This window comes from Methanolacinia petrolearia DSM 11571, from assembly GCF_000147875.1.
Taxonomy (GTDB): Archaea; Halobacteriota; Methanomicrobia; order Methanomicrobiales; family Methanomicrobiaceae; genus Methanolacinia; species Methanolacinia petrolearia.
The window spans coordinates 1,008,310-1,027,744 of the sequence record NC_014507.1; the positions used below are offsets into that span (position 1 = coordinate 1,008,310).

Genomic DNA, 19,435 nt, shown 5'->3' on the forward strand with positions numbered 1-19,435 from the left:
ATGAAGAGCTTTCTTATAACAGGGGATCGGTCGGGAAGCGGGAAGACAAGCATCACTCTTGCACTGAGTTCCATCCTCTCGGATGACTTTACTGTCCAGACTTTCAAGGTCGCGATGGACTATATCGACCCTTCCTACCTTACAGCAGTTACGGGAAGGCCGTGCAGGAACCTCGACAGCTTTGTGATGACTCCCGAGCAGATCAGGGACAGCTATACCAACGGATGCATCGGTGCCGAGGTGGCAGTCATCGAGGGAGTCCGCGGGCTCTTCGAGGGATCCGAGGCCCTGAACGATACGGGTTCTACGGCAAGCGTTGCCAAGATGCTCGGCCAGAATGTCATACTCGTAATCGATGCGAGGAGCATTACGAGGAGTGCGGCCGCAATTGTCATGGGATTTCTTGCTTACGACCCGGATGTAAGAATAAAGGGCGTCATCCTCAACCAGATAATCAGTGAAAAACATCTCAATAAGGCAAAGGCCGCAATCGAAGCTGCAACGGGGATTCCTGTCATCGGCGCAATTCCGAGACGCGACGAGATGAAACTTACAATGAGGCATCTCGGGCTGATACCGTTTCTCGAAGGAAAGAAGGATGATGAATTCCTGAAAAGAGTCGATGCTGTAAAAGAGATTGTCAGCAGGAACGTCGATATCGACGCACTCTTAGATCTCGCAGGCGAATCTCCTGCACCTGTCGATGTCCCCAAAAGTTTTGTCCAGGCAAAGGAGAAGGATGTAAAGATCGGGGTAGCGGTTGACGAGGCATTCAACTTCTACTATAACGACGTCTTCGATATCCTCGGAGCGAAGGGTGCGGAGATTGTTACGTTCAGCCCCATCCACGACAGTCTTCCCGAGGCCGACGGCTACATACTCGGCGGCGGATACCCGGAGATGTTCGCTGGAGAACTGGAAGCAAACGACAGGATGAGAGAGGCGGTTTTGGAGGTATCAAGGAACGGCACTCCGATCTATGCAGAATGCGGCGGGCTGATCTACCTGACAGGTGAGCTCGTGCTTAAATCGGGATGGAATGATCTTGAGGCCGATAAGAGTTACGGGATGTGCGGTGTCTTTGACGGAAAGACCGTGATGCCTTCGAAGAGAGTGATCGGTTATGTCAAAGGTGTTTCCGACTCGAGATCCCCGCTTGGAGAGGCTGTCTTCAGTGGCCATGAATTCCACCACACCGATGTCAGGCTCCCGAAGGACACGCATTACAGCTACAGGCTCAGCAGGGGTTCAGGGATTATCGGGGGATTCGACGGTGCGGTTGCCAACCGGACGCAGGGGAGTTACACGCACCTTCACCCCCTTGCTTCGGCAGGGATGATCGGGAATTTCGTTGAGAACTGCAGGAAAAAAGAGTGAGAATGGATTACATCTAAGAAGAACATCATCATTCTGCCAGTTTTTTTTGGATATGAAATATTCATTTGAAAGCTGCCTGCGAGGGCGGCATTATCGCAAGCGCAAAGCCCTGAGGTCAGGGCGGGTCCACGGAGCGGATGCGGAGCGAATTTGCGCAGGTTTTGCCTCCAAAAAGATCTTCATTTAGAAAGGGAGGTGGAGGTTTCCCCCTCCCTGTAACCCTCCCCCTCTGTGGCGATAAGTCGCCGTCGGGACGGGCAAGCGTCCCTCCGGCTCCTTTTTTTCTCACGATTATGATCAAATAAATCAATGGATTCATTTTCCCCCGGCCGAGGCTACCCGAACGGGTAAGCGTCCAGGCCGGACTATCTCAATTGCGAAAATTCGCGTAGCGAATTGAGCATTGGGCTGCCCCGTCAGGGGCTTACGCCCATTTCAAAATTCTGATTAGATCAATAGGAACCGTCCTTCAATCCAAATTACACAAATCAAAAAATTGTTATCTTCAGCAGAAGAAAATAAATTCATGATTATTTACCTTGATGGTGAATTCCTTCCGAAGGAAGAGGCGAAGGTATCTGTTTTTGACCACGGCCTTCTCTACGGTGACGGCGTATTCGAGGGAATCAGGGCATACAACGGCAGGGTATTCAGGCTGCACGAACACCTTGACCGGCTCTATGACTCTGCAAAGACGATCGATCTCGACATCGGGATGACGAAAGAGGAGATGGCCGAAGCAACGCTTGAGACTCTCAGGAGAAACGACCACAGGGATGCATACATCAGACTGGTCGTAACGAGAGGTGTCGGCGATCTCGGATTGGACCCCCTAAAATGCTCGAAACCAACCGTATTCATAATATCAGCCCCGTGGGGAGCGATGTACGGCGATCTTTATGAAAAAGGCCTGAAGGCGATAACGGTATCGATCAGGAGAAATGCGGCAGAAGCTCTTCCGCCTAATGTAAAGAGCCTGAACTATCTCAACAATATCATGGCAAAGATCGAGGCGAACTACAAAGGTGGAGACGAAGCCATATTCTTCGACACAAACGGCTACGTTGCCGAAGGTTCAGGGGACAATATATTCGTTGTAAAGAACGGCACGATTTTTACGCCTCCGACCATGAACAACCTCAGGGGAATAACAAGAATGGTCCTCCTCGAGATCGCCGAAGAACTTGGCATACCTGTAAAAGAGCAAAACCTCGGGTTCTTCGATCTCTATACCGCAGATGAGGTTCTTGTAACCGGAACCGCCGCCGAGGTTGCACCGGTAACACTCATCGACGGAAGAAAGATCGGAACGGGGAAACCTGGTCCGGTTATAAAACAGATGACAGCCGCTTTCAGTTCAAAGACTTCATCGGAAGGAACTGAAATATTCAAATAATTTTTTTTAGAGATTCATGCTTTACAGATTCTCTCGGTTATAGATCTCTGTATATATTCAGCGACCGGGAATTCTGAAGAAAATATGCCCTCAAGAGATGACCCTCTCCTGATCACCAGAATATCCTCCCGGAAGTCCGCAAATATAGCGAAAACGAGCCTTGCCGAATGATCACTATACATTTTTTCATCCATAAGGCTGCTTTTGATTAATTCATCGCTTTCATAAATATTTAAGCCCCTATATGGATATTCAGAAGGATTATTGACCACAATATGAAGATTCAGTTTCTTGTTTGAACATTTGATCTCATTGATATATTTTTTAAAAAACACGGGATCGCTGCAAAGAATAAGAACAGAATCCTTTGCGCGCCTCAGGATATAATTTATTTGATTCTCTATCGCGGATTCGCTCTGAACAGTGTACCCCGGAACTTTTGCAGGCCGGGCTTTTTTTTCGATCTCCTCAAGCATCTGGACAACCTCTTCGATTGACTGAAGAGTGTTCTTTTTGATCCTTTCAAAAGTCCGTGCAATATCAAGTGCATGATACCGGGTCGGACTCCCGTTTATAACCCCGATATATCCTTTTTTTGTGAGATCCGAAATGATTTCATATACACGTCCCCGGGGTATTCCCGTGAGTTCGTGAATATCCCTTGCGCTGCCCACCTGGAGCATAACGAGAACCGTATAAATTTTGGATTCATATTCGGTCATCCCCCAGGATTTCAGTCTTTCAACAATTCTTTGATCCAGTTCAAATGATCCTTTATCCGCCGGGAAATCTGTCATTCTGAAAAATATCTTGCTATTAACAGAGATATCTTTTGTCATTTGCTCCCCCTTTCAGGAGCACCACATATATGACGCCTGATTTGAAAAGTTTAGCCGAAACCGGATTAAAGAGCTTTTTAGCCAGGCTCATCAAAGAAAAACGGAGTTCTTACAATAATGAACACGACAAAAACTCTCAAAGACAAAATAACATACTATACAACAGGCAGGGACAAATTAAAGCTCACATTTCTTATCCTTTCATCCATGATGACGATGATGGGCGGGGCGGCCGTCGCACCCTCCCTTCCGGGGATCAGCGCCTATTTTTCTGGATATCCCGAGAGTGTAATTGCACTGGTAATAACGCTTCCTTCTCTTGCAATAGTCCTTTCCGGATGGTTTATCGGGATGATATGCGACCGCGTGGGGAAAGTCAGGCCCCTGATGATATCCCTCGCATTGTTTGCGCTATTCGGATCTTCAGGTGCATATCTCAGTTCGCTGGAGATGATACTTGTCGGAAGGGCTCTGCTTGGCATTGCGATTGCCGGTATAATGACTACCACGATTGCACTGGTATCAGACTACTATTCAGGTCCTGAAAGGATCAGGGTTATAGGATACCAGTCGGCAGCAATGGGTATAGGAGCAATTGTTCTTGAGACTTCAGGGGGACTGCTTGCATCGTTCGGCTGGAGAGAGACTTTCCTGATCTATCTTATTGCACTGTTATTTATTCCCGGAGTTCTTCTTACGATGAAAGAGCCGAAAAGGGAAGACAATACTTCCGGAAGTCAGGATTTCAATAAATCAAAGGTCGAAAAAAAGGGATTGTCGTTTACTCAGTTAGCCATCATATACATATCGGTCTTTGGCGTGATGCTCATGTTCTATACATTACCGACAAAGCTTCCTTACCTTCTGCAGGCTGCCGGGATCTCCTCGACTGTTGTCAGCGGTGCACTTCTTGGAATTCCCGGCTTTATTTCGGCTTTCAGCGCCCTTTCCTGTAGCAGGCTCTATTATTATTTAAAGCGAAATTCGATAATGGCTACAGGATTCCTGCTTATTGCACTAGGTTTTTTAATCATAGGAACTGTTTCAGGCCTTATTTTTTTAATAGTTGGATTAGTGCTTGTCGGTACAGGCCAGGGGCTTTTGCTGCCGACGCTTGTCGGATGGCTGAGTGAGATCGCCCCAGCCAAAAGATACGGCACATTGTACGGGATTTATTCGGTGTTCTTCTACCTTGGACAGTTCGTATCCGGATTCGTATCACAGCCCATTATCGATATAAGCGGGACATACCAGATGGTGTTCACCCTCGGAGGACTGTATAGTATAATGATGACTGCGGTTTTTGTATTCCTGATATTCGGTAAAAAAGTGCATGCAAAAAATAAGCAGGAATCAGATAAAATTACATGATATTGGAAGATATTCCGGATCTCAGATCTCTTTTCAATAACCTGTTCAATCAGTTTTTCCGACGAAATCGGGAACTTCTTTTGCCAGATGCAGCTTTCTTATCAGCATAAAGCCTGAAAGGCACATCAAACCTACGGCGAAATTTATTATCCCTATGCTGAGAATGAGATCATCTCCTCCGACAGATACGAGAACCATTCCCGCACTCCCGAATAAAAGCCCGGAGCAGTTGATAAGAGAAGATGCCGAACCTGTGTCCTCTTTCTGTTGCTGGAGCATAAGGAATGTTCCCGAAGGCCTGACGCAGCTCCCGATCATTGACGCAGGAAAAAGTGCGAGTGTGAACGCAACAGGCCCGAGATCGCCGAACAGACAGATCATCACTCCGCTCACGGCCATGATGGCAAAGCAGGAGACAATGATTGTATTCCGCCTGATATACCTGGAGAGCCTGAGATAGAGGAAGGGCCCGGAGATCATGCCGACTGCGATTACGGCGAAGTAAAAGCTATACCATTGTTCAGAGAGCCCGAACTGGTTCACAAATATGTATGATGAATCTGTAATGAACGCGAGGGAGGCCGTGCTCACAAGCGAAAAAACGATAAGCAAAGATGTGAATCCCGGGTTCTTCAGGACGGTTCCCAGCCTTCCGAAGGATCTCACGATTGTACCCGTATATCGACTGGTAAGAGGCTCTTCAAGGAGAACTCCTCCCGTCAGAGAGACAATTCCTATCAGGCCGAGCATCCAGAACAGGCCCTGCCACGAAGTGTACGGAAGCATGAAGGCGCCAAGTACAGGTGCAACTGCGGGTGAGATGACGACCATCGACTGGACTATCGCGAGTACAGATTCCTGTTTTCTGCCGGCATAGAGATCCTTGACCATGGCGGTCGCAACCGCTGATGCAGCGCTTCCGCCGGCTGCCTGTATGGCACGGAACAGGATCGGCCTTCTCCCGTATTTATCGCTCAGCGGCCCCCAAAACAGCATTCCTGCACTGAAGACGATGAAGAAAAGTATCAGGGTAAGGTTGACGAGCATTACAGGAACCCCGAAATAGTCAACCATCCCGGGAAGAGCAGGAAGATAAAGATCTGTTGAGAGCGGAACGAATGCGGATAGGAGAACGATCAGGCCGATTGTTCCCTTCTCCCCGAGATACTTCTGGCAGATCTGTGGTTTATTCTCTTCCTGAAGTTCCGGTTTCATCCTCTGCGTCCCATGCCCGTTTGTCCTGTCAGGTTTGTTATAAATACGATATACAATTATCTAAAGAATCATTTATTGAAGATTGGTTCAATTCAGGCTATTTCATCAGGCCGATTCCAAAACGTATATAACATAATCCGCCTTACATATTAAGGCAACAATTCTTGCGCTGATATAGTGTAGGGGCCAATCATGCCGGCCTTTCACGCCGGCGACTGGGGTTCAAATCCCCATATCAGCATACAAATTTTAAGAAATAATTTCTCAGTCAAACTAAACCCCAGACGAAGATAATTGACCGTTATTTTTAGGATCAAATATCTTCTGTTTTAAAAAACGATTTTTCAGTCCCTTTCCTCTGCATCTCCACCCAGGCCTTTATATTACCATACAAATCCGTTTTATAGAAATCTTCCTCGTCATAGAGCTCTAAGCAAAGCCTTTCAAGATCCCCTAAAACGACTGTTCTGCCGTTTTTCTGCGGATAATTGATGTTTATTTCAGACAGGAGCACACACATCAAATCATGCCCGCGGCATATCTGCATAGGATGGTCGAAATATTCTTTCTTTTCAGAGATCTCCTCAGAAAATGCAGCCAGAAAGTCTTCAGATTTGGCAGGGTTGCGCCGGCAAATAAATTCCATCAGCTTTTTTTCATTGATACTCAGGGAAGAAGGCTCGGTAAATTCCAAAAAAATATTCTTCTTCTTGCAGTTGATATGTTTAAAAACCATATTGAGGCCATATTTTTCATTAATATACAGAGATAATCCGATCAGCCGCGAACACTCGATCAGGCGCCTTAAAATATTTCCGTCCCTTATTCCCTCATTTGTTTTTCTCTGGAAATTACCACCTGCAGAACCTCTCTCGTATCTATTCAAGACCCTTTCAATCACTTTCTCAGATATTATCATTGTCTCGATATCGTGAGAGTCGGTCATGAAGATATTTTCCGGATCGTTCCCGCTATTTTCATGGAAGAAAGAGAAATCCCTGTCAACAATTCCAATAAACGAATTCCTCTTCTCATCAGGGACTTCTCCGAGGAGATTGTCTATAATGCGAAATACGTTTTTTTTGGAATTTGCAAAACGTATTTCACAGGTCTCACGATTAAAAAAACGTGAATAAAACTCATAGTCATAAGGGCCTTCGGTTATGACAAATAATTTTTCCTTCAATGAAGGATAGTTTCTCTCCATTTTACGGATGGCACCACCAATTTCATCCGCATTCGCCCAGATCTCCTCCAGTCTGAATCTGCCTTTAGTATTACGAAACCGCATTCCGGCTTTACTCATCGACCCCTTCCCCTGAGAGATCTACTGTACAATCCCAGTTTGTGTGTATAAGTTGTGGCGAATGGGTAGCTATGAGAAAACCGGAGCCGGTGATACTTGTAATCTTCCTGATGAATTCAAGATAAAGCCTCTGCCATACGATATGCAGTGAGATTTCAGGCTCGTCAACAAGTACAAGAGTCCCCGGATCTGTCGAAAATATGAGATCATAATACATCACCAGCTGGTTCTGCTCCCCGGAAGAAAGTTTTTCAGGCGCAACTGGTTCATTATCAGCCACCATGAAATTAAATCCCTTATCTGCCCGAATTTCGAATGAAAGATTAAGGAAAAGCGAATTAATTATCATTATTAACAGATCGATCTTTCTTTCAAGATCTCCGAATATCAGGCATTTCTTCTCAATATCCTCAGCATAGAGCTGAAGTGCTGCAAGTATCCCTGTATCCCCTTCAATATCCTCTCCGGTTATAAAGTTGTCCTGCCATTCTCCCGGCTCATACGACAGGAATCCAACTTCCCTGAGTTTCTTCTGCTCCAGTCTAATCTTTGACAATTTTTCAATAATCTGTTGCGCCCCAGGAAGAACGCCATTATCCAATTCCTGGCAGAGATCCATGAACCGTTCAGGATATGTCGAATCAAGTTCCTGTGCACTTGCAGCATAATCATTCAGCATTGCCTGGATGCGCATCCTGATATCATCGGAATAGTTGAGAACCGTAAGTTCATAGCTCCGCCTGATCCCCCCTGCATGACTTGCCAGAAGATCTCCCTCCCTAAGTATATCCGATTCGGCATTTTGCCAGAGTCTCTGTGCAGATATAAGTTTTACAGGAACGGGTGGAATAATCCTGCTAAGCTCCCATGAGGTTTCCGCTTCATCAAAATTGTCAGGATTGACAGTATACTCAAGAACACTGTTGCCGGATTTCTCCAGCCTGAAATTCAATGACCATAAATCACCTACAGGAAGCTTTTTACCCTGCAATTCTCCTAAACACTTCTCAATAATAAGAGTGGTCATTTTTTCCGGTTCTGATACGGTTCCTGTGATACCGAACAGGATCTTCAGGGCTTTAAAGGGGATGTCCCTGATTTCACCGAGATTTCCGACAAAGACCGCCCGTAACAGTCTTAAAATTGTCGTCTTTCCATAACCGTTGGGGGCGGTGATTATCGATATATTCCCGGGATTTTCCAGCGGAATTCTATAATCAAACTTTCCGAAGAGACCGAAGATCTCTATCTCCAGGGGTTTTATCCTGTTAAAGCGTAAAGGCATGTCTCTTGTAATCGCATCTGTCAGCCTCCCGAGCATCTCCTCGATGCTCTCCGAATCAGAGAGCGGGTATTCGACCCATTTATCAGCAAAAACCTTTGAGATTACATTAACGTATTCAGAATGAAGCTTGTCGCTTCCGAGAAATATCACCCTTTCATAATTCAACAGACCATCTGATTCTGCATTTATCTCTATTGTATCGTATTCAATTCCCGATCCGGCGAATGTATCTCCTTCATAATTTTTGATCTCCTCATGCGGAAGGACAAAACCGTACCTTGGCGATAGAATCACCCTGTCATCAGGATAGAACTTTTTTGAGTACTCACGGCACCTCTCTGCAAATCTGCCTGTGAATGCATATTCAGCCTTAACTTGCCGGGTCAAATCCAGGTTCCTGTCACGATCCCAAATTTTCTCCTCACCGGCAGGAGTTATCACCAGGGTTTTTAATGCCATTTATCTAAAATAAGGGACTCTATAGAAATTAATGTAGCGAACGGGATGATCTAAGTTTAATTAAAGCCGCGAAATAATCGTCTTCGCCGCAAGAAAACCCGTCGAAAATGCCGCCTGCAAATTATATCCCCCCGTATCTCCGTCGATATCAAGTATTTCACCTACGAAGAACAATCCGGGAACAATCTTCGACTCCATCGTTTTCGGATTAATTCCCTCAAGTGCAACCCCGCCACGGGTGACCATCGCCTCGTCGAATTTGCCAAGTTCACGAACTTCAAACGGATATTCGGTCAGGCTCTTTATCAAAACGTTTCTCTCCTTTTTTGGAAGATGAGCACAGGTAAGATCAGGTGAAATCCCTGATATTTCGATAATCTCTCTGGCAAATCTCTCCGGGAGAGAATATTCCGAAAGGATCGTCCGGACCAGTTTTGTTCCTCCCAAATCCGTCTTTTGCGTGAAATCCTTCCTGAACTCTTCAGGATTCATACCGGTCATGAATGAGATCTTCAGGACATCAACAGGAAGAATATTCCTGGAAAAATCCAGGATTCCCGGCCCGGACAGCCCCTTATGAGTCAGAAGGATGTCACCGGTGTGATCGGCGATCTTTTTATTATCCCGGAAAAGGGATATCCGGGCATTGTTAAATGATATCCCGGACAACGAACCGAACGGGTAGCTGCTGGGATAAACGGGTGCAAGAGCAGGTGCAATTTCGGTTACAGTCTGGCTGAGACTTTCTGCGATTTTGTACCCGTCGCCGGATGAGCCGGTCTGGGGATATGAGGCCCCCCCGGTAGAAACAACCAGATTTTTGGAATAATATTTTGCCAGAGTTGTTTCAATATTAAAACCAGTCTCTTCATTTTTTACTGATAAAACCGGCTCGCCGCACCTGATCGAAACCCCCCTCACTTCACATTCACGTAAAAGAACGGAGAGAATATCCGACGCTTTCTTTGTAGAAGGAAAAATCTTTCCGTTCTTATCCGTTTCAAACGAAACACCCCGCTTTACAAAAAAATCCACGAGGTCTTTATTGGTAAAATTCATCAGTGCAGGACGGAGAAACCTTCCGGTATTATTATAGTGAGACAAAAATTCGGATATTTCACCTTCGTGCGTGAGATTGCACTGCCCGGAACCGGTGATCAGCAGTTTTCTCCCGCAGGACGTCTTTTTTTCCAGGATCAGGACCTTTTTTCCCTCTCCCGCAGAATGGATCGCACAGAAAAGTCCTGCAGGCCCTCCGCCGACAATAATAACATCGAATTTCATCAGTTCCTTAGATATAAGAAAATAATCCATTAAACATTAACTCAGGAAGGAATTTACAATTTGTTGTAATACCGTCCGAAAAAGGCAGAAGTGATCAAAGCCCGAGTCAGCTTAAATAGTGCAGGCGTTGAAGAGACAATAATGGGAGAAAATAATATTGCTGTACCTGTAATATGCATCCTTCTTGTTTTCTGCATCTTCTTCTCCGGCTGCACGGAACAGGAATCCGTCAATACAACAAAATCAGCAAATGCACTCCGGGCTGAAGAACAGGGTGTCGCCGCTGAAAACGTGATCGACGCGAACAATATGTTCGCATTCGACATATACAGGCAAATCGCGGCTGAACAAACGGAAGATGAAAACATCTTCCTCTCCCCCTTCAGCATTTCATCGGTGTTTGCTCCCGTATATGAAGGAGCAAGGGGGGATACGGCAGATGAGATCGGGTCCGTCTTCCACTTCCCTGAAAACACCGGTACGCTAAGGGAAGACTACCGGGAGATCAATGAAAAAATAAATACAGGTGATCCCGACTACGAGCTCAGTATTGCAAACGCACTCTGGGCCGAGAATACATATCCCTTCCTTGAAAGCTACATCAATATCACAAAGGAATACTATTCAGCGAACACCACCACCCTCGACTTCAAAAATCATCCCGAAGAAACACGGCTGACGATCAACAACTGGGCAATGGAAAAGACAAAAGACAGGATTCAGGAACTCGTGCCTGCAGGTATGATAGACATTTATACAAGACTTGTTGTTACAAATGCAATCTTCTTCAAAGGCATATGGGCCAAAAAGTTCGATGAAAACAACACCCTTGAAGCGAATTTTACGACCGCATCAGGAGAGATTGTAAAAGTCCCGATGATGCAGAAAACGGCAGCATACGATTATGCCGAAACCGATGAACTCCAGGCAGTCAAACTGCCGTACGAGAATGAAACAGGAAATAAGCTGTCGATGATCGTCATTCTCCCGAAGGAAAACGAACTGCATTCAGTCGAGGAGACTCTCTATTTTAAAAAGATCAGGGAGGTCGAAGATTCGATGGGATCAGAAACCGTCAGGCTGTCTTTACCAAAATTCAGGTTTGAAACAGATTATATGTTTTCCGGCATCCTGAAAAAAATGGGTGTCGTAACCGCTTTTTCAGACGAGGACGCTGATTTTTCCGGTATGGACGGGACAGGAGGATTATATATCCGTGAAGTTATTCACAAGGCATTTGTAGAGGTGAACGAAGAAGGAACCGAAGCGGCGGCGGCAACGGCAGTTGTAGTACAAACTATTGCTCCTCCGCCGGGATACAGCTTGCCTGTCTATACCTTCAGGGCCGATCACCCGTTCATCTTCCTGATAGAGGATGACGAAACAGGTAATATTCTCTTTATCGGCAGGGTCTCAAATCCCTTAGAAAACTAACCATATTTTTTTCATATAACCGTGAATAACTGCGAAAAAAATCGAAGTCAACGCCAGATTAAATAAAAATCAGAATAAAAGGACAGTTATGAATATCAAATCTATCGTACCTTTTGCTGTTGTCATGCTGGCATGCCTCTTCTGTGTTTTTGCAGGATGTACGGGAACACCCGGTTCTGACGGGACGGAGACGGCGACACCAACACCCACGCAGAGCGTATCACATACAGGCTCTGCCGTAGAGAGCGTTGTTGACGCAAACAACATGTTCGCATTCGAGATATATAAGCAGCTCTCCGGTGAGAACAGCAAAGACGACAACCTCTTCCTGTCGCCGTTCAGCATATCGTCGGCACTTGCCCTGACATATGAAGGCGCGAAGGGAGAGACGGCAGACCAGATAAAGTCCGTCTTCTACTTCCCTGACAACATTGAGACCTTAAGAAGCGGCTACCAGGAAGTAAATGCCGGAATAAACGCAGGAGATCCCGAATACGATCTCGAAGTCGCAAACGCACTCTGGGCCGAAGAGACCTACCCGTTCCTCAAGGAATACATCAACACGGCAAAGACATACTACTCGGCTAATACGACAAACCTCGATTTCATAAATCAGCCCGAAGAATCTCGTGTCAGCATAAACGACTGGGTCGCAGAGAAAACGAACGACAAGATCGAAGACTTAATTCCCGAAGGAATGATCGATTCGATGACGAGACTCGTCATAACGAATGCGATATACTTCAAGGGAACGTGGGTTCTCCAGTTCGACAAAAACATGACGACGGAAGCGGACTTTACAACACCGTCCGGCGAAACAGTCACAGTAGAAATGATGAAGAGGACCGATGATGACGCAGTCTACGGCTATACAGAGACCGACGGCCTCCAGGTCCTGGAGATGCCATACGAGAATGAAAGCGGAAAGAAACTCTCGATGATCGTCCTTCTCCCGAAGGAGAACGACCTGAAAGCGGCAGAAGATGCTCTCAGCGCTGATAACTTTGAGGAGATTGAAAACTCGATAAAATCAAAGCAGGTAAAGGTATACTTCCCCAAATTCAAACTCGAAACAGAATACCTGCTGCGTGATATCCTGATCGATATAGGAATGCCTGCTGCATTCTCCGGTTCGGCAAACTTCTCGGGAATGGACGGGACTACAAATCTCTTCATCAGCAATGTCGTGCACAAGGCCTTCGTCGAGGTAAACGAAGAAGGAACCGAAGCGGCAGCGGCAACGGCAGTAGTAATGGCATCAGGAATGTCTCCGGAAAAAGAGCCGATACCTGTCTTCAGGGCGGATCATTCGTTCATCTTCATGATACAGGACGATGAAACAGGGAATATTCTGTTCATCGGCAGGATTTCAAATCCCGCAGAATAAGATACTCTTTTATTTTTACATTGTTTCCTTCCCGTTCATTGTTAACTGCGAAAAAAACTGAAGTCAACGCCAGGTTAAATAAACCATAACACCAATAATCTGCCATGAAGCACCTTAAACCGACGGCCATAACGGCCATTTTTCTGGTAATTCTGTGTACTTTTTTGGCAGGATGCACCGGAACACCCGATTCTGCAGGGACAGAGACGGCAACGCCCACTCCGGTACAGAATGTAACCGAAACAGGTTCGGCAGTCGAAAGCGTAGTCGATGCAAACGACATGTTCGCATTCGACATCTATAAGAAACTGGCATCAGAAGAAAGCAAGGACGACAATCTCTTCCTGTCGCCGTTCAGCATATCGTCGGCACTTGCCCTGACATACGAAGGGGCGAAGGGGGAGACGGCAGACCAGATTAAGTCGGTCTTCTACTTCCCTGAAAATATCGACACCCTGAGATGTGGCTACCAGGACGTAAATGCCGGAATAAACGCAGGCGATCCCGATTATGAACTCAGCATCGCAAATGCACTCTGGGCCGAAGAGACCTACCCTTTCCTAGAGGACTACATCAATACGGCCGAGACGTACTACTCGGCCAATACTACAAACCTCGACTTCATAAACCAGCCCGAAGAGTCCCGTGTTACCATAAACGACTGGGTCGCAGGGAAGACGAACAACAAGATCGAAGACCTGATCCCTGAGGGAATGATCGATTCGATGACAAGGCTCGTCATAACGAATGCAATCTACTTTAAGGGTACATGGGTTCTCCAGTTCGATAAGAACATGACGACGGAGGCGGACTTTACGACACCGTCCGGCGAAACAGTCACAGTAGAAATGATGCAGAGAACGGACGATGACGCAATTTACGGCTATTCTGAAACCGACGACCTCCAGGTACTTGAGATGCCATACGAGAATGAAAGCGGAAAGAAACTCTCGATGATCGTCCTTCTCCCGAAGGAGAACGACCTGAAGGCGGCAGAAGATGTTCTGACCGAAGACAAGTTTAAAGAGATAACCGGTTCGATAGAATCGCAGCAGGTGAAGGTATACTTCCCCAAGTTCAAACTCGAAACGGAATACCAGCTCTCAGACACCTTAAGCGAAATGGGAATGCCGGTGGCGTTCACGGGCTCGGCCGACTTTTCCGGCATGGACGGAACAACAGGCCTGTCTATCAGCGATGTAGTCCATAAGGCATATGTCGAGGTGAACGAGGAAGGAACGGAAGCTGCAGCTGCTACAGCTGTTGTAATGAGACTCACTGCAGTGGCAGGTGAAGATATTACCCCGGTCTTTGTTGCGGATCACCCGTTCATCTTCATGATACAGGACGACGAAACAGGAAATATCCTGTTTATCGGAAGGATCTCAAACCCGTCTTCAGCCTGAGTATTTACCTTAACCAACACTTTTTTATACCGTCATAATAAAATCCTGAACCGCCAATAAAGAAACAAAGTGAACCTGCAAAAATATTTTGACCCTGGAGGCGGATCGGAACATGAGAACGGCTGAAAGATCTAAAATCGCAAAATTATCGGATAAAAGCGGTCTTCCTCCCGGAACTCCGGTATATACAGGAGAAAGGTCGCCGGACGAGACAAAAATCAGGATCTTTCTTTATACTGAAGAAAATTATGAGGAAAAAACAGTATTAAATCTTGATGAACTAAAAGATTTCTCGGCAAAGACAGGATCCAAATGGGTGATTATCACAGGACTGGCCAATACACAGCTGATAAATGACATCTGCGAATTTTACGGGATGCACCCCCTGACGACTGAAGACATCTTAAATACCCACCAGAGACCTAAGATTGAGTCTTTTGACGACTACATATATATCGTCATCAAAGTTATCCTGCCGATGGAGGATGAAGGCATATATTCGGAGCAGGCAAGCATAATACTCTTCAAAGATACGATAATTACGTTCCTCGAAAATGACGACAGGATATTCGAACCCCTGATACGAAGGCTGACCGCATCGAAAGGCCGGCTGAGAAAAAACGGCAATGATTATCTTTTTTATGCCATCATCGACTCTGTAGTGGATGAATATTTTGAGATATTCGAGATCATAGGCGAAAGGCTGGAAAGGATCGAGGATTCGGTAATAATATCTCCCGAACCGGAGATCCTTGAAGACATTTATTCCGTCAGGAGGGATCTGATCTGGCTCAGAAAATCAATATGGCCGCTGCGTGATGTCGTAGCTCAACTTTCGAGGGGGGAATACTATCTAATAAGCGACAATACCGAAATATTCCTCCGTGACGTCCACGACCACCTATCCCAGATCTCGGAAACACTGGAGACATACAGGGATCTTGCCGCAGGATTATTGGATTTATATCTTTCCGGGGTAAGCAACAGGATGAATGAAGTCATGAAAGTGCTTACGATAATCGCCACGATATTCATTCCGCTCACATTTATCGCAGGGCTCTACGGGATGAACTTCAGTTACATGCCGGAACTTAACCATCCTTATGCTTATCCTGGAGTTCTCCTGATTATGCTGGCAATTGCAGTTGCAATGCTGATATATTTCAGAAAAAAAAGATGGCTCTGAAGGATACTAACGGGATCAAATATCCCCGTTCCTGTGTTCAAGATACCATTCGTTCGCTCTCATCAGGTCCCTTGGGGTTCCTACATCGATATGGATGCCGTCGATCTTTTTATAATAAACTTTTTTTCCGCGTACAATCTGAGTCATTATAGAATCTGTGAGCTGAAGTTCGCCTTTATATCCGGGTTTCGTATTTCTTATCGCATCAAAAATTTCAGGAGTAAAAACATATGCACCGAGTGCACCAAGGCTACTCTTTGCCTCTTCAACCGCCGGTTTTTCAACCATATCGAGAATTCGATCGCCGTCGGGGTTGATAATTCCGTGACGAGTCACATCAGCAACATCAGCCACTCCAACGACCGTGTCAGCCGATGATTCAATATGGAAACTGATCAGGTCTTTTAAAAATGTCTTCGGGGCAAAGAAATTGTCTCCAAGGACAACGATAAAGTCTTCTTTAATAATATGCTCGCCTGCCAGAACAGCATCTGCAAGACCTTTCCTTTCTTCCTGGACCACATAGGAGATATTGATGCCGAATTTTTTTCCCGATCCAAGATAATCAGAGAGACCGTGCTTATGAGGACTTACGACAATGACAATATGTTCGATGCCTGCAAGTTTCATTGCACGAACCACATGTTCGATTATTGCCATTTCACCGACAGGAAGAAGCTCCTTTGGTATCGCATTTGTAAACGGCCCGAGACGGGTGCCCGATCCTGCTGCGGGGATCAGCCCGGTCTTTACCAGCATATTCCCTCTGCATCAGGAATCGACAAAATCCGCCTTCCTTCTATTATTACTCTTTTCTTCATTTTATCAAACTCCTTATCCAGCCGGGAAAATTCCGGCCATTCGGTCATAACGAGGCACCCGTCTGCATTTTCCAGTGCACCAGCTGCAGAATCGTGATATGTAATTTCCGGGAATACGGCTTTCATATTCTCATTCGCCATAGGATCAAAGGCATGGACATCGACACCTTCCATGATCAGTCTCTCTATCGCGGGCACTGCCCTTGAATCACGGATATCATCCGTATCCCCTTTGAACGCAAGACCGAGAACCGCGATGCGTTTTCCGTTCAGGTCACCCAGGCGTTTTTTAAGGATCTCGATAATCAGGAGCGGCTGAACCTCATTGACTTTAAGAACCGACCGGAGGAGAACAGGGTCAACACCCTTCGACTTTGCAAGGTGGATTAAGGCAGAGACATCCTTCGGGAAACAGCTCCCGCCGAATCCGCACCCTGCATTGAGGAAATAGGGAGATATCCTGTGATCGAGCCCTACGCCTTCCATGACCTCGTATACATCTATCCCAAAGCTTTTGCAGATATTTCCAACCTCGTTCGAGAACGAGATCTTCGTCGCGAGGAATGAATTCGATGCATATTTGATCATTTCAGCGGAAACAAGGCCTGTTCTTAGAATCCTTATATTGAAATCAGAGTACAGCGATTCGACAAGATCGCCGGACTTTTTATCGTCACTTCCTATCACTACCCTGTCGGGATTCATGAAGTCATCAACAGCTATTCCTTCTCTTAAAAATTCGGGATTCATCGCGAATCCGATATTGGGATTGTTTCCCGAAGCGCTCATGACTGCCGGAACGACAATGCCGGAGGTGGTGCCGGGCGGAACGGTGCTTTTGACCGTAACTACATGATAGACGCCGGAATTCTTCAGTTCTCTTCCTATCGATTCCGCAGCGGATACGATATATTTCAGATCTGCAGAACCGTCCTCTCCCATAGGAGTGCCCACGCAGATAATAGAGATCTCCGAATCCCTGACGGATTCATATCCGGTGCTTGCCAAAAGATTTTTCCCTGAATGGCGGGCAAGCAGTTCTTCAAGTCCTTTTTCATATATCGGGGGTCGGGCTGAGTTTATTGCATTGATCTTTTCTTTGTCGATATCGATAATAGTGACATGATGACCTTTTTCAGCAAGACATGCGCCGGTTATCAGGCCTACATATCCTCCTCCGACAACGGATATTTTCACAATAATTCTCCTTGAAATTCCGGATTTCCTGTATTAATTATCAGTCTGATTATTCATTAATATGTTCTGATGAGATTATAAAAAACAGGAACAGATTTATTTGAATATGCATTATTATATCACTGTGGTAAGATGGATAAAAATGCGGTATTAATGATGGTAATCGGCATTATACTCCTTGCTGCAGGAGTATATGGTGCATGGTACTTTGTTGAAGAACTGATATTAGTAGTCAAAGGTCTTATCGGGCTGGTAATTGCACTTTTGGGATTATTTCTGCTTATCGTCGGCATCTTTACGGTGAAAGACTGAGAGCGGCGGCCAACAGATCAATTATTATTTATATACTCCGAAAAAATATCAGAACAATAAAAGAATTGTAAAATATCCGGGAGAATTCGCATGACACTTGAAGATATTGTTGAAATTGCATATCCCCAGCAGCCGCACTGCCCGACGATCCTGATACTCGACACATCGGGATCGATGATGGTGAATGACAAAATAGCCAAGCTGAATGAAGGGATTGCACTGTTTAAAGATGAGATCGGGAAGGACGAACTTGCCAGGAAAAGAGTCGACCTTGCGGTTCTGAGTTTCGGCCAGAAAGTAAACGTGATCCAGGACTTTACATCCATAGAGGAGTTTGAACCGGAAGAGCTCGTTGCCGACGGTCTGACCCCGATGGGGGAGGCAATTAAAAAAGCCGTTGAGATGCTCGGCAGCAGGAAAGACGAGTACAAGAAAGAGGGGATCGACTACTACAGGCCGTGGATCTTCCTGATAACGGACGGAGAGCCTACCGATATGTACGAGGGCGACGAGATGTGGAAGGAAGTCACGAATCTAGTCCATGAAGGTGAAAAAGCCGGGAAATTCCTCTTCTTTGCAGTGGGCGTGGAGGATGCGGATCTTGAGACACTCGCAAAGATCGCACCCCCGACAAGGACGCCCGTAAAACTGAAGGACAACAACTTCAAAGACATGTTCCTCTGGCTCTCGAAGAGTCAGGCGAAGGTCTCTGCCTCCGGTGTCGGGGAGCAGATCGTCCTCGAAGACCCGATAATGTTTGGCTGGGCTGAGATTCCTACATTCTGATCTTTTTTTGGATTTTTTTCTTCTCTCAACTATTTTTGAAATTCAAAGAATAATGGATTAATTGGTAAAGGGAGGGGGAAGTTTCCCCCTCCCTTTCACCCACCCCCTCATGGCGATATTGTCGCCGACCGAAGGGCTATCGCCCTTTCGAAACCTAATCCCATATACAAGGGAGGAGGATGTTTCCCCCTCCCTGTGACCCACTCCCTCATCGCGATAAGTCGCAGAAGGGATGGACGAACATCCCTTCAGCTCCTCTTTTCTTCACCAAGTTAAGAAAACGGAAGAATTGCCCGCTCCGTTACAAAAACATTCCGAAGAAAAAAATCACAATATTTTATCCGCGATAAAAAACAGAGTATTACAATATAACA

The 19,435-nt window shown here is 45.9% G+C and carries 16 protein-coding genes, 1 tRNA gene and 1 pseudogene; 10 read left to right on the forward strand and 8 right to left on the reverse strand.

Annotated features, from left to right (window positions below; all coding sequences use genetic code 11):
* Both cfbB and ilvE read left to right on the forward strand, forming a co-directional pair.
* Nucleotides 1-1,377, forward strand: a complete 1,377-nt coding sequence (gene cfbB / locus MPET_RS05140; protein WP_013328948.1) for a Ni-sirohydrochlorin a,c-diamide synthase — start codon at nucleotides 1-3, stop codon at nucleotides 1,375-1,377.
* Between the two features lie 526 nt (nucleotides 1,378-1,903).
* Nucleotides 1,904-2,773, forward strand: coding sequence for a branched-chain-amino-acid transaminase (gene ilvE / locus MPET_RS05150; protein WP_013328949.1), 870 nt, complete (start codon nucleotides 1,904-1,906; stop codon nucleotides 2,771-2,773).
* A gap of 14 nt (nucleotides 2,774-2,787) precedes the next feature.
* Here the strand turns inward: ilvE and MPET_RS05155 are convergent, their stop codons facing one another.
* The gene (locus tag MPET_RS05155; protein WP_187287585.1) at nucleotides 2,788-3,570 is read right to left on the reverse strand and encodes a TrmB family transcriptional regulator; all 783 of its coding nucleotides are present in this window, start codon (nucleotides 3,568-3,570) and stop codon (nucleotides 2,788-2,790) included.
* A gap of 159 nt (nucleotides 3,571-3,729) precedes the next feature.
* Between MPET_RS05155 and MPET_RS05160 the strand changes: the two genes are divergently transcribed.
* Entirely contained in the window at nucleotides 3,730-4,983 is a 1,254-nt protein-coding gene (locus MPET_RS05160; RefSeq protein ID WP_013328951.1) for an MFS transporter, read from the forward strand.
* Between the two features lie 45 nt (nucleotides 4,984-5,028).
* Here the strand turns inward: MPET_RS05160 and MPET_RS05165 are convergent, their stop codons facing one another.
* Nucleotides 5,029-6,198 (reverse strand): MFS transporter, encoded by a 1,170-nt coding sequence (locus tag MPET_RS05165; RefSeq protein WP_013328952.1) that lies wholly within the window; start codon nucleotides 6,196-6,198, stop codon nucleotides 5,029-5,031.
* A gap of 168 nt (nucleotides 6,199-6,366) precedes the next feature.
* Between MPET_RS05165 and MPET_RS05170 the strand changes: the two genes are divergently transcribed.
* A tRNA-Glu gene (locus MPET_RS05170) sits at nucleotides 6,367-6,439 on the forward strand.
* A gap of 72 nt (nucleotides 6,440-6,511) precedes the next feature.
* Here the strand turns inward: MPET_RS05170 and MPET_RS15680 are convergent.
* The 4 genes and pseudogenes from MPET_RS15680 to MPET_RS05185 all read right to left on the reverse strand — a co-directional run bounded on the left by MPET_RS15680 (nucleotide 6,512) and on the right by MPET_RS05185 (nucleotide 10,562).
* The gene (locus tag MPET_RS15680) at nucleotides 6,512-7,117 is read right to left on the reverse strand and encodes a hypothetical protein (protein WP_394295960.1); all 606 of its coding nucleotides are present in this window, start codon (nucleotides 7,115-7,117) and stop codon (nucleotides 6,512-6,514) included.
* Nucleotides 7,118-7,126: 9 nt separating this feature from the next.
* Nucleotides 7,127-7,504: pseudogene (locus MPET_RS15685) on the reverse strand (DUF4435 domain-containing protein); the annotation flags it as partial.
* The gene (locus tag MPET_RS05180; protein WP_013328954.1) at nucleotides 7,497-9,248 is read right to left on the reverse strand and encodes an AAA family ATPase; all 1,752 of its coding nucleotides are present in this window, start codon (nucleotides 9,246-9,248) and stop codon (nucleotides 7,497-7,499) included. The pseudogene MPET_RS15685 and the gene MPET_RS05180, both read right to left, overlap by 8 nt.
* A gap of 60 nt (nucleotides 9,249-9,308) precedes the next feature.
* Nucleotides 9,309-10,562 carry a BaiN/RdsA family NAD(P)/FAD-dependent oxidoreductase gene (locus tag MPET_RS05185; RefSeq protein ID WP_013328955.1) on the reverse strand — a complete coding sequence of 418 codons (1,254 nt, stop codon included), beginning with the start codon at nucleotides 10,560-10,562 and terminating at the stop codon, nucleotides 9,309-9,311.
* A 111-nt stretch (nucleotides 10,563-10,673) separates the two neighbouring features.
* Here MPET_RS05185 and MPET_RS05190 point away from each other — a divergent pair, with 111 nt between their 5' ends.
* The 4 genes from MPET_RS05190 to corA all read left to right on the forward strand — a co-directional run bounded on the left by MPET_RS05190 (nucleotide 10,674) and on the right by corA (nucleotide 15,945).
* Nucleotides 10,674-11,966, forward strand: a complete 1,293-nt coding sequence (locus MPET_RS05190) for a serpin family protein (RefSeq protein WP_013328956.1) — start codon at nucleotides 10,674-10,676, stop codon at nucleotides 11,964-11,966.
* Nucleotides 11,967-12,054: 88 nt separating this feature from the next.
* A complete protein-coding gene (locus tag MPET_RS05195; protein ID WP_013328957.1) occupies nucleotides 12,055-13,353 on the forward strand; it encodes a serpin family protein in 1,299 nt (432 codons plus the stop codon).
* A gap of 104 nt (nucleotides 13,354-13,457) precedes the next feature.
* Entirely contained in the window at nucleotides 13,458-14,759 is a 1,302-nt protein-coding gene (locus tag MPET_RS05200) for a serpin family protein (protein WP_013328958.1), read from the forward strand.
* 112 nt (nucleotides 14,760-14,871) lie between these two features.
* Complete coding sequence (corA, locus tag MPET_RS05205; RefSeq protein ID WP_013328959.1) at nucleotides 14,872-15,945, forward strand: magnesium/cobalt transporter CorA; 1,074 nt, start codon at nucleotides 14,872-14,874, stop codon at nucleotides 15,943-15,945.
* Nucleotides 15,946-15,960: 15 nt separating this feature from the next.
* Here the strand turns inward: corA and MPET_RS05210 are convergent, their stop codons facing one another.
* Together MPET_RS05210 and MPET_RS05215 are read right to left on the reverse strand one after the other, a co-directional pair.
* Nucleotides 15,961-16,704 carry a sugar phosphate nucleotidyltransferase gene (locus tag MPET_RS05210; RefSeq protein WP_013328960.1) on the reverse strand — a complete coding sequence of 248 codons (744 nt, stop codon included), beginning with the start codon at nucleotides 16,702-16,704 and terminating at the stop codon, nucleotides 15,961-15,963.
* Nucleotides 16,695-17,963 (reverse strand): UDP-glucose dehydrogenase family protein, encoded by a 1,269-nt coding sequence (locus MPET_RS05215; protein WP_013328961.1) that lies wholly within the window; start codon nucleotides 17,961-17,963, stop codon nucleotides 16,695-16,697. Before MPET_RS05215 ends, MPET_RS05210 begins: the two co-directional genes overlap by 10 nt.
* Before the next feature lie 132 nt (nucleotides 17,964-18,095).
* On the opposite strand from MPET_RS05215, the gene MPET_RS05220 reads away from it, so the two are divergent.
* Complete coding sequence (locus MPET_RS05220; protein ID WP_013328962.1) at nucleotides 18,096-18,275, forward strand: hypothetical protein; 180 nt, start codon at nucleotides 18,096-18,098, stop codon at nucleotides 18,273-18,275.
* Between the two features lie 90 nt (nucleotides 18,276-18,365).
* Nucleotides 18,366-19,061, forward strand: coding sequence for a vWA domain-containing protein (locus MPET_RS05225; RefSeq protein WP_013328963.1), 696 nt, complete (start codon nucleotides 18,366-18,368; stop codon nucleotides 19,059-19,061).
* Nucleotides 19,062-19,435 lie beyond the last annotated feature (374 nt).

Bases quoted from the DNA above. Each gene is read 5' to 3' on its own strand.
- cfbB (WP_013328948.1), top strand. From the start codon at position 1: ATGAAGAGCTTTCTTATAACAGGGGATCGGTCGGGAAGCGGGAAGACA.
- ilvE (WP_013328949.1), top strand. From the start codon at position 1,904: ATGATTATTTACCTTGATGGTGAATTCCTTCCGAAGGAAGAGGCGAAG.
- MPET_RS05155 (WP_187287585.1), bottom strand. From the start codon at position 3,570: ATGACAGATTTCCCGGCGGATAAAGGATCATTTGAACTGGATCAAAGA.
- MPET_RS05160 (WP_013328951.1), top strand. From the start codon at position 3,730: ATGAACACGACAAAAACTCTCAAAGACAAAATAACATACTATACAACA.
- MPET_RS05165 (WP_013328952.1), bottom strand. From the start codon at position 6,198: ATGAAACCGGAACTTCAGGAAGAGAATAAACCACAGATCTGCCAGAAG.
- MPET_RS15680 (WP_394295960.1), bottom strand. From the start codon at position 7,117: ATGATAATATCTGAGAAAGTGATTGAAAGGGTCTTGAATAGATACGAG.
- MPET_RS05180 (WP_013328954.1), bottom strand. From the start codon at position 9,248: ATGGCATTAAAAACCCTGGTGATAACTCCTGCCGGTGAGGAGAAAATT.
- MPET_RS05185 (WP_013328955.1), bottom strand. From the start codon at position 10,562: ATGGATTATTTTCTTATATCTAAGGAACTGATGAAATTCGATGTTATT.
- MPET_RS05190 (WP_013328956.1), top strand. From the start codon at position 10,674: ATGGGAGAAAATAATATTGCTGTACCTGTAATATGCATCCTTCTTGTT.
- MPET_RS05195 (WP_013328957.1), top strand. From the start codon at position 12,055: ATGAATATCAAATCTATCGTACCTTTTGCTGTTGTCATGCTGGCATGC.
- MPET_RS05200 (WP_013328958.1), top strand. From the start codon at position 13,458: ATGAAGCACCTTAAACCGACGGCCATAACGGCCATTTTTCTGGTAATT.
- corA (WP_013328959.1), top strand. From the start codon at position 14,872: ATGAGAACGGCTGAAAGATCTAAAATCGCAAAATTATCGGATAAAAGC.
- MPET_RS05210 (WP_013328960.1), bottom strand. From the start codon at position 16,704: ATGCTGGTAAAGACCGGGCTGATCCCCGCAGCAGGATCGGGCACCCGT.
- MPET_RS05220 (WP_013328962.1), top strand. From the start codon at position 18,096: ATGGATAAAAATGCGGTATTAATGATGGTAATCGGCATTATACTCCTT.
- MPET_RS05225 (WP_013328963.1), top strand. From the start codon at position 18,366: ATGACACTTGAAGATATTGTTGAAATTGCATATCCCCAGCAGCCGCAC.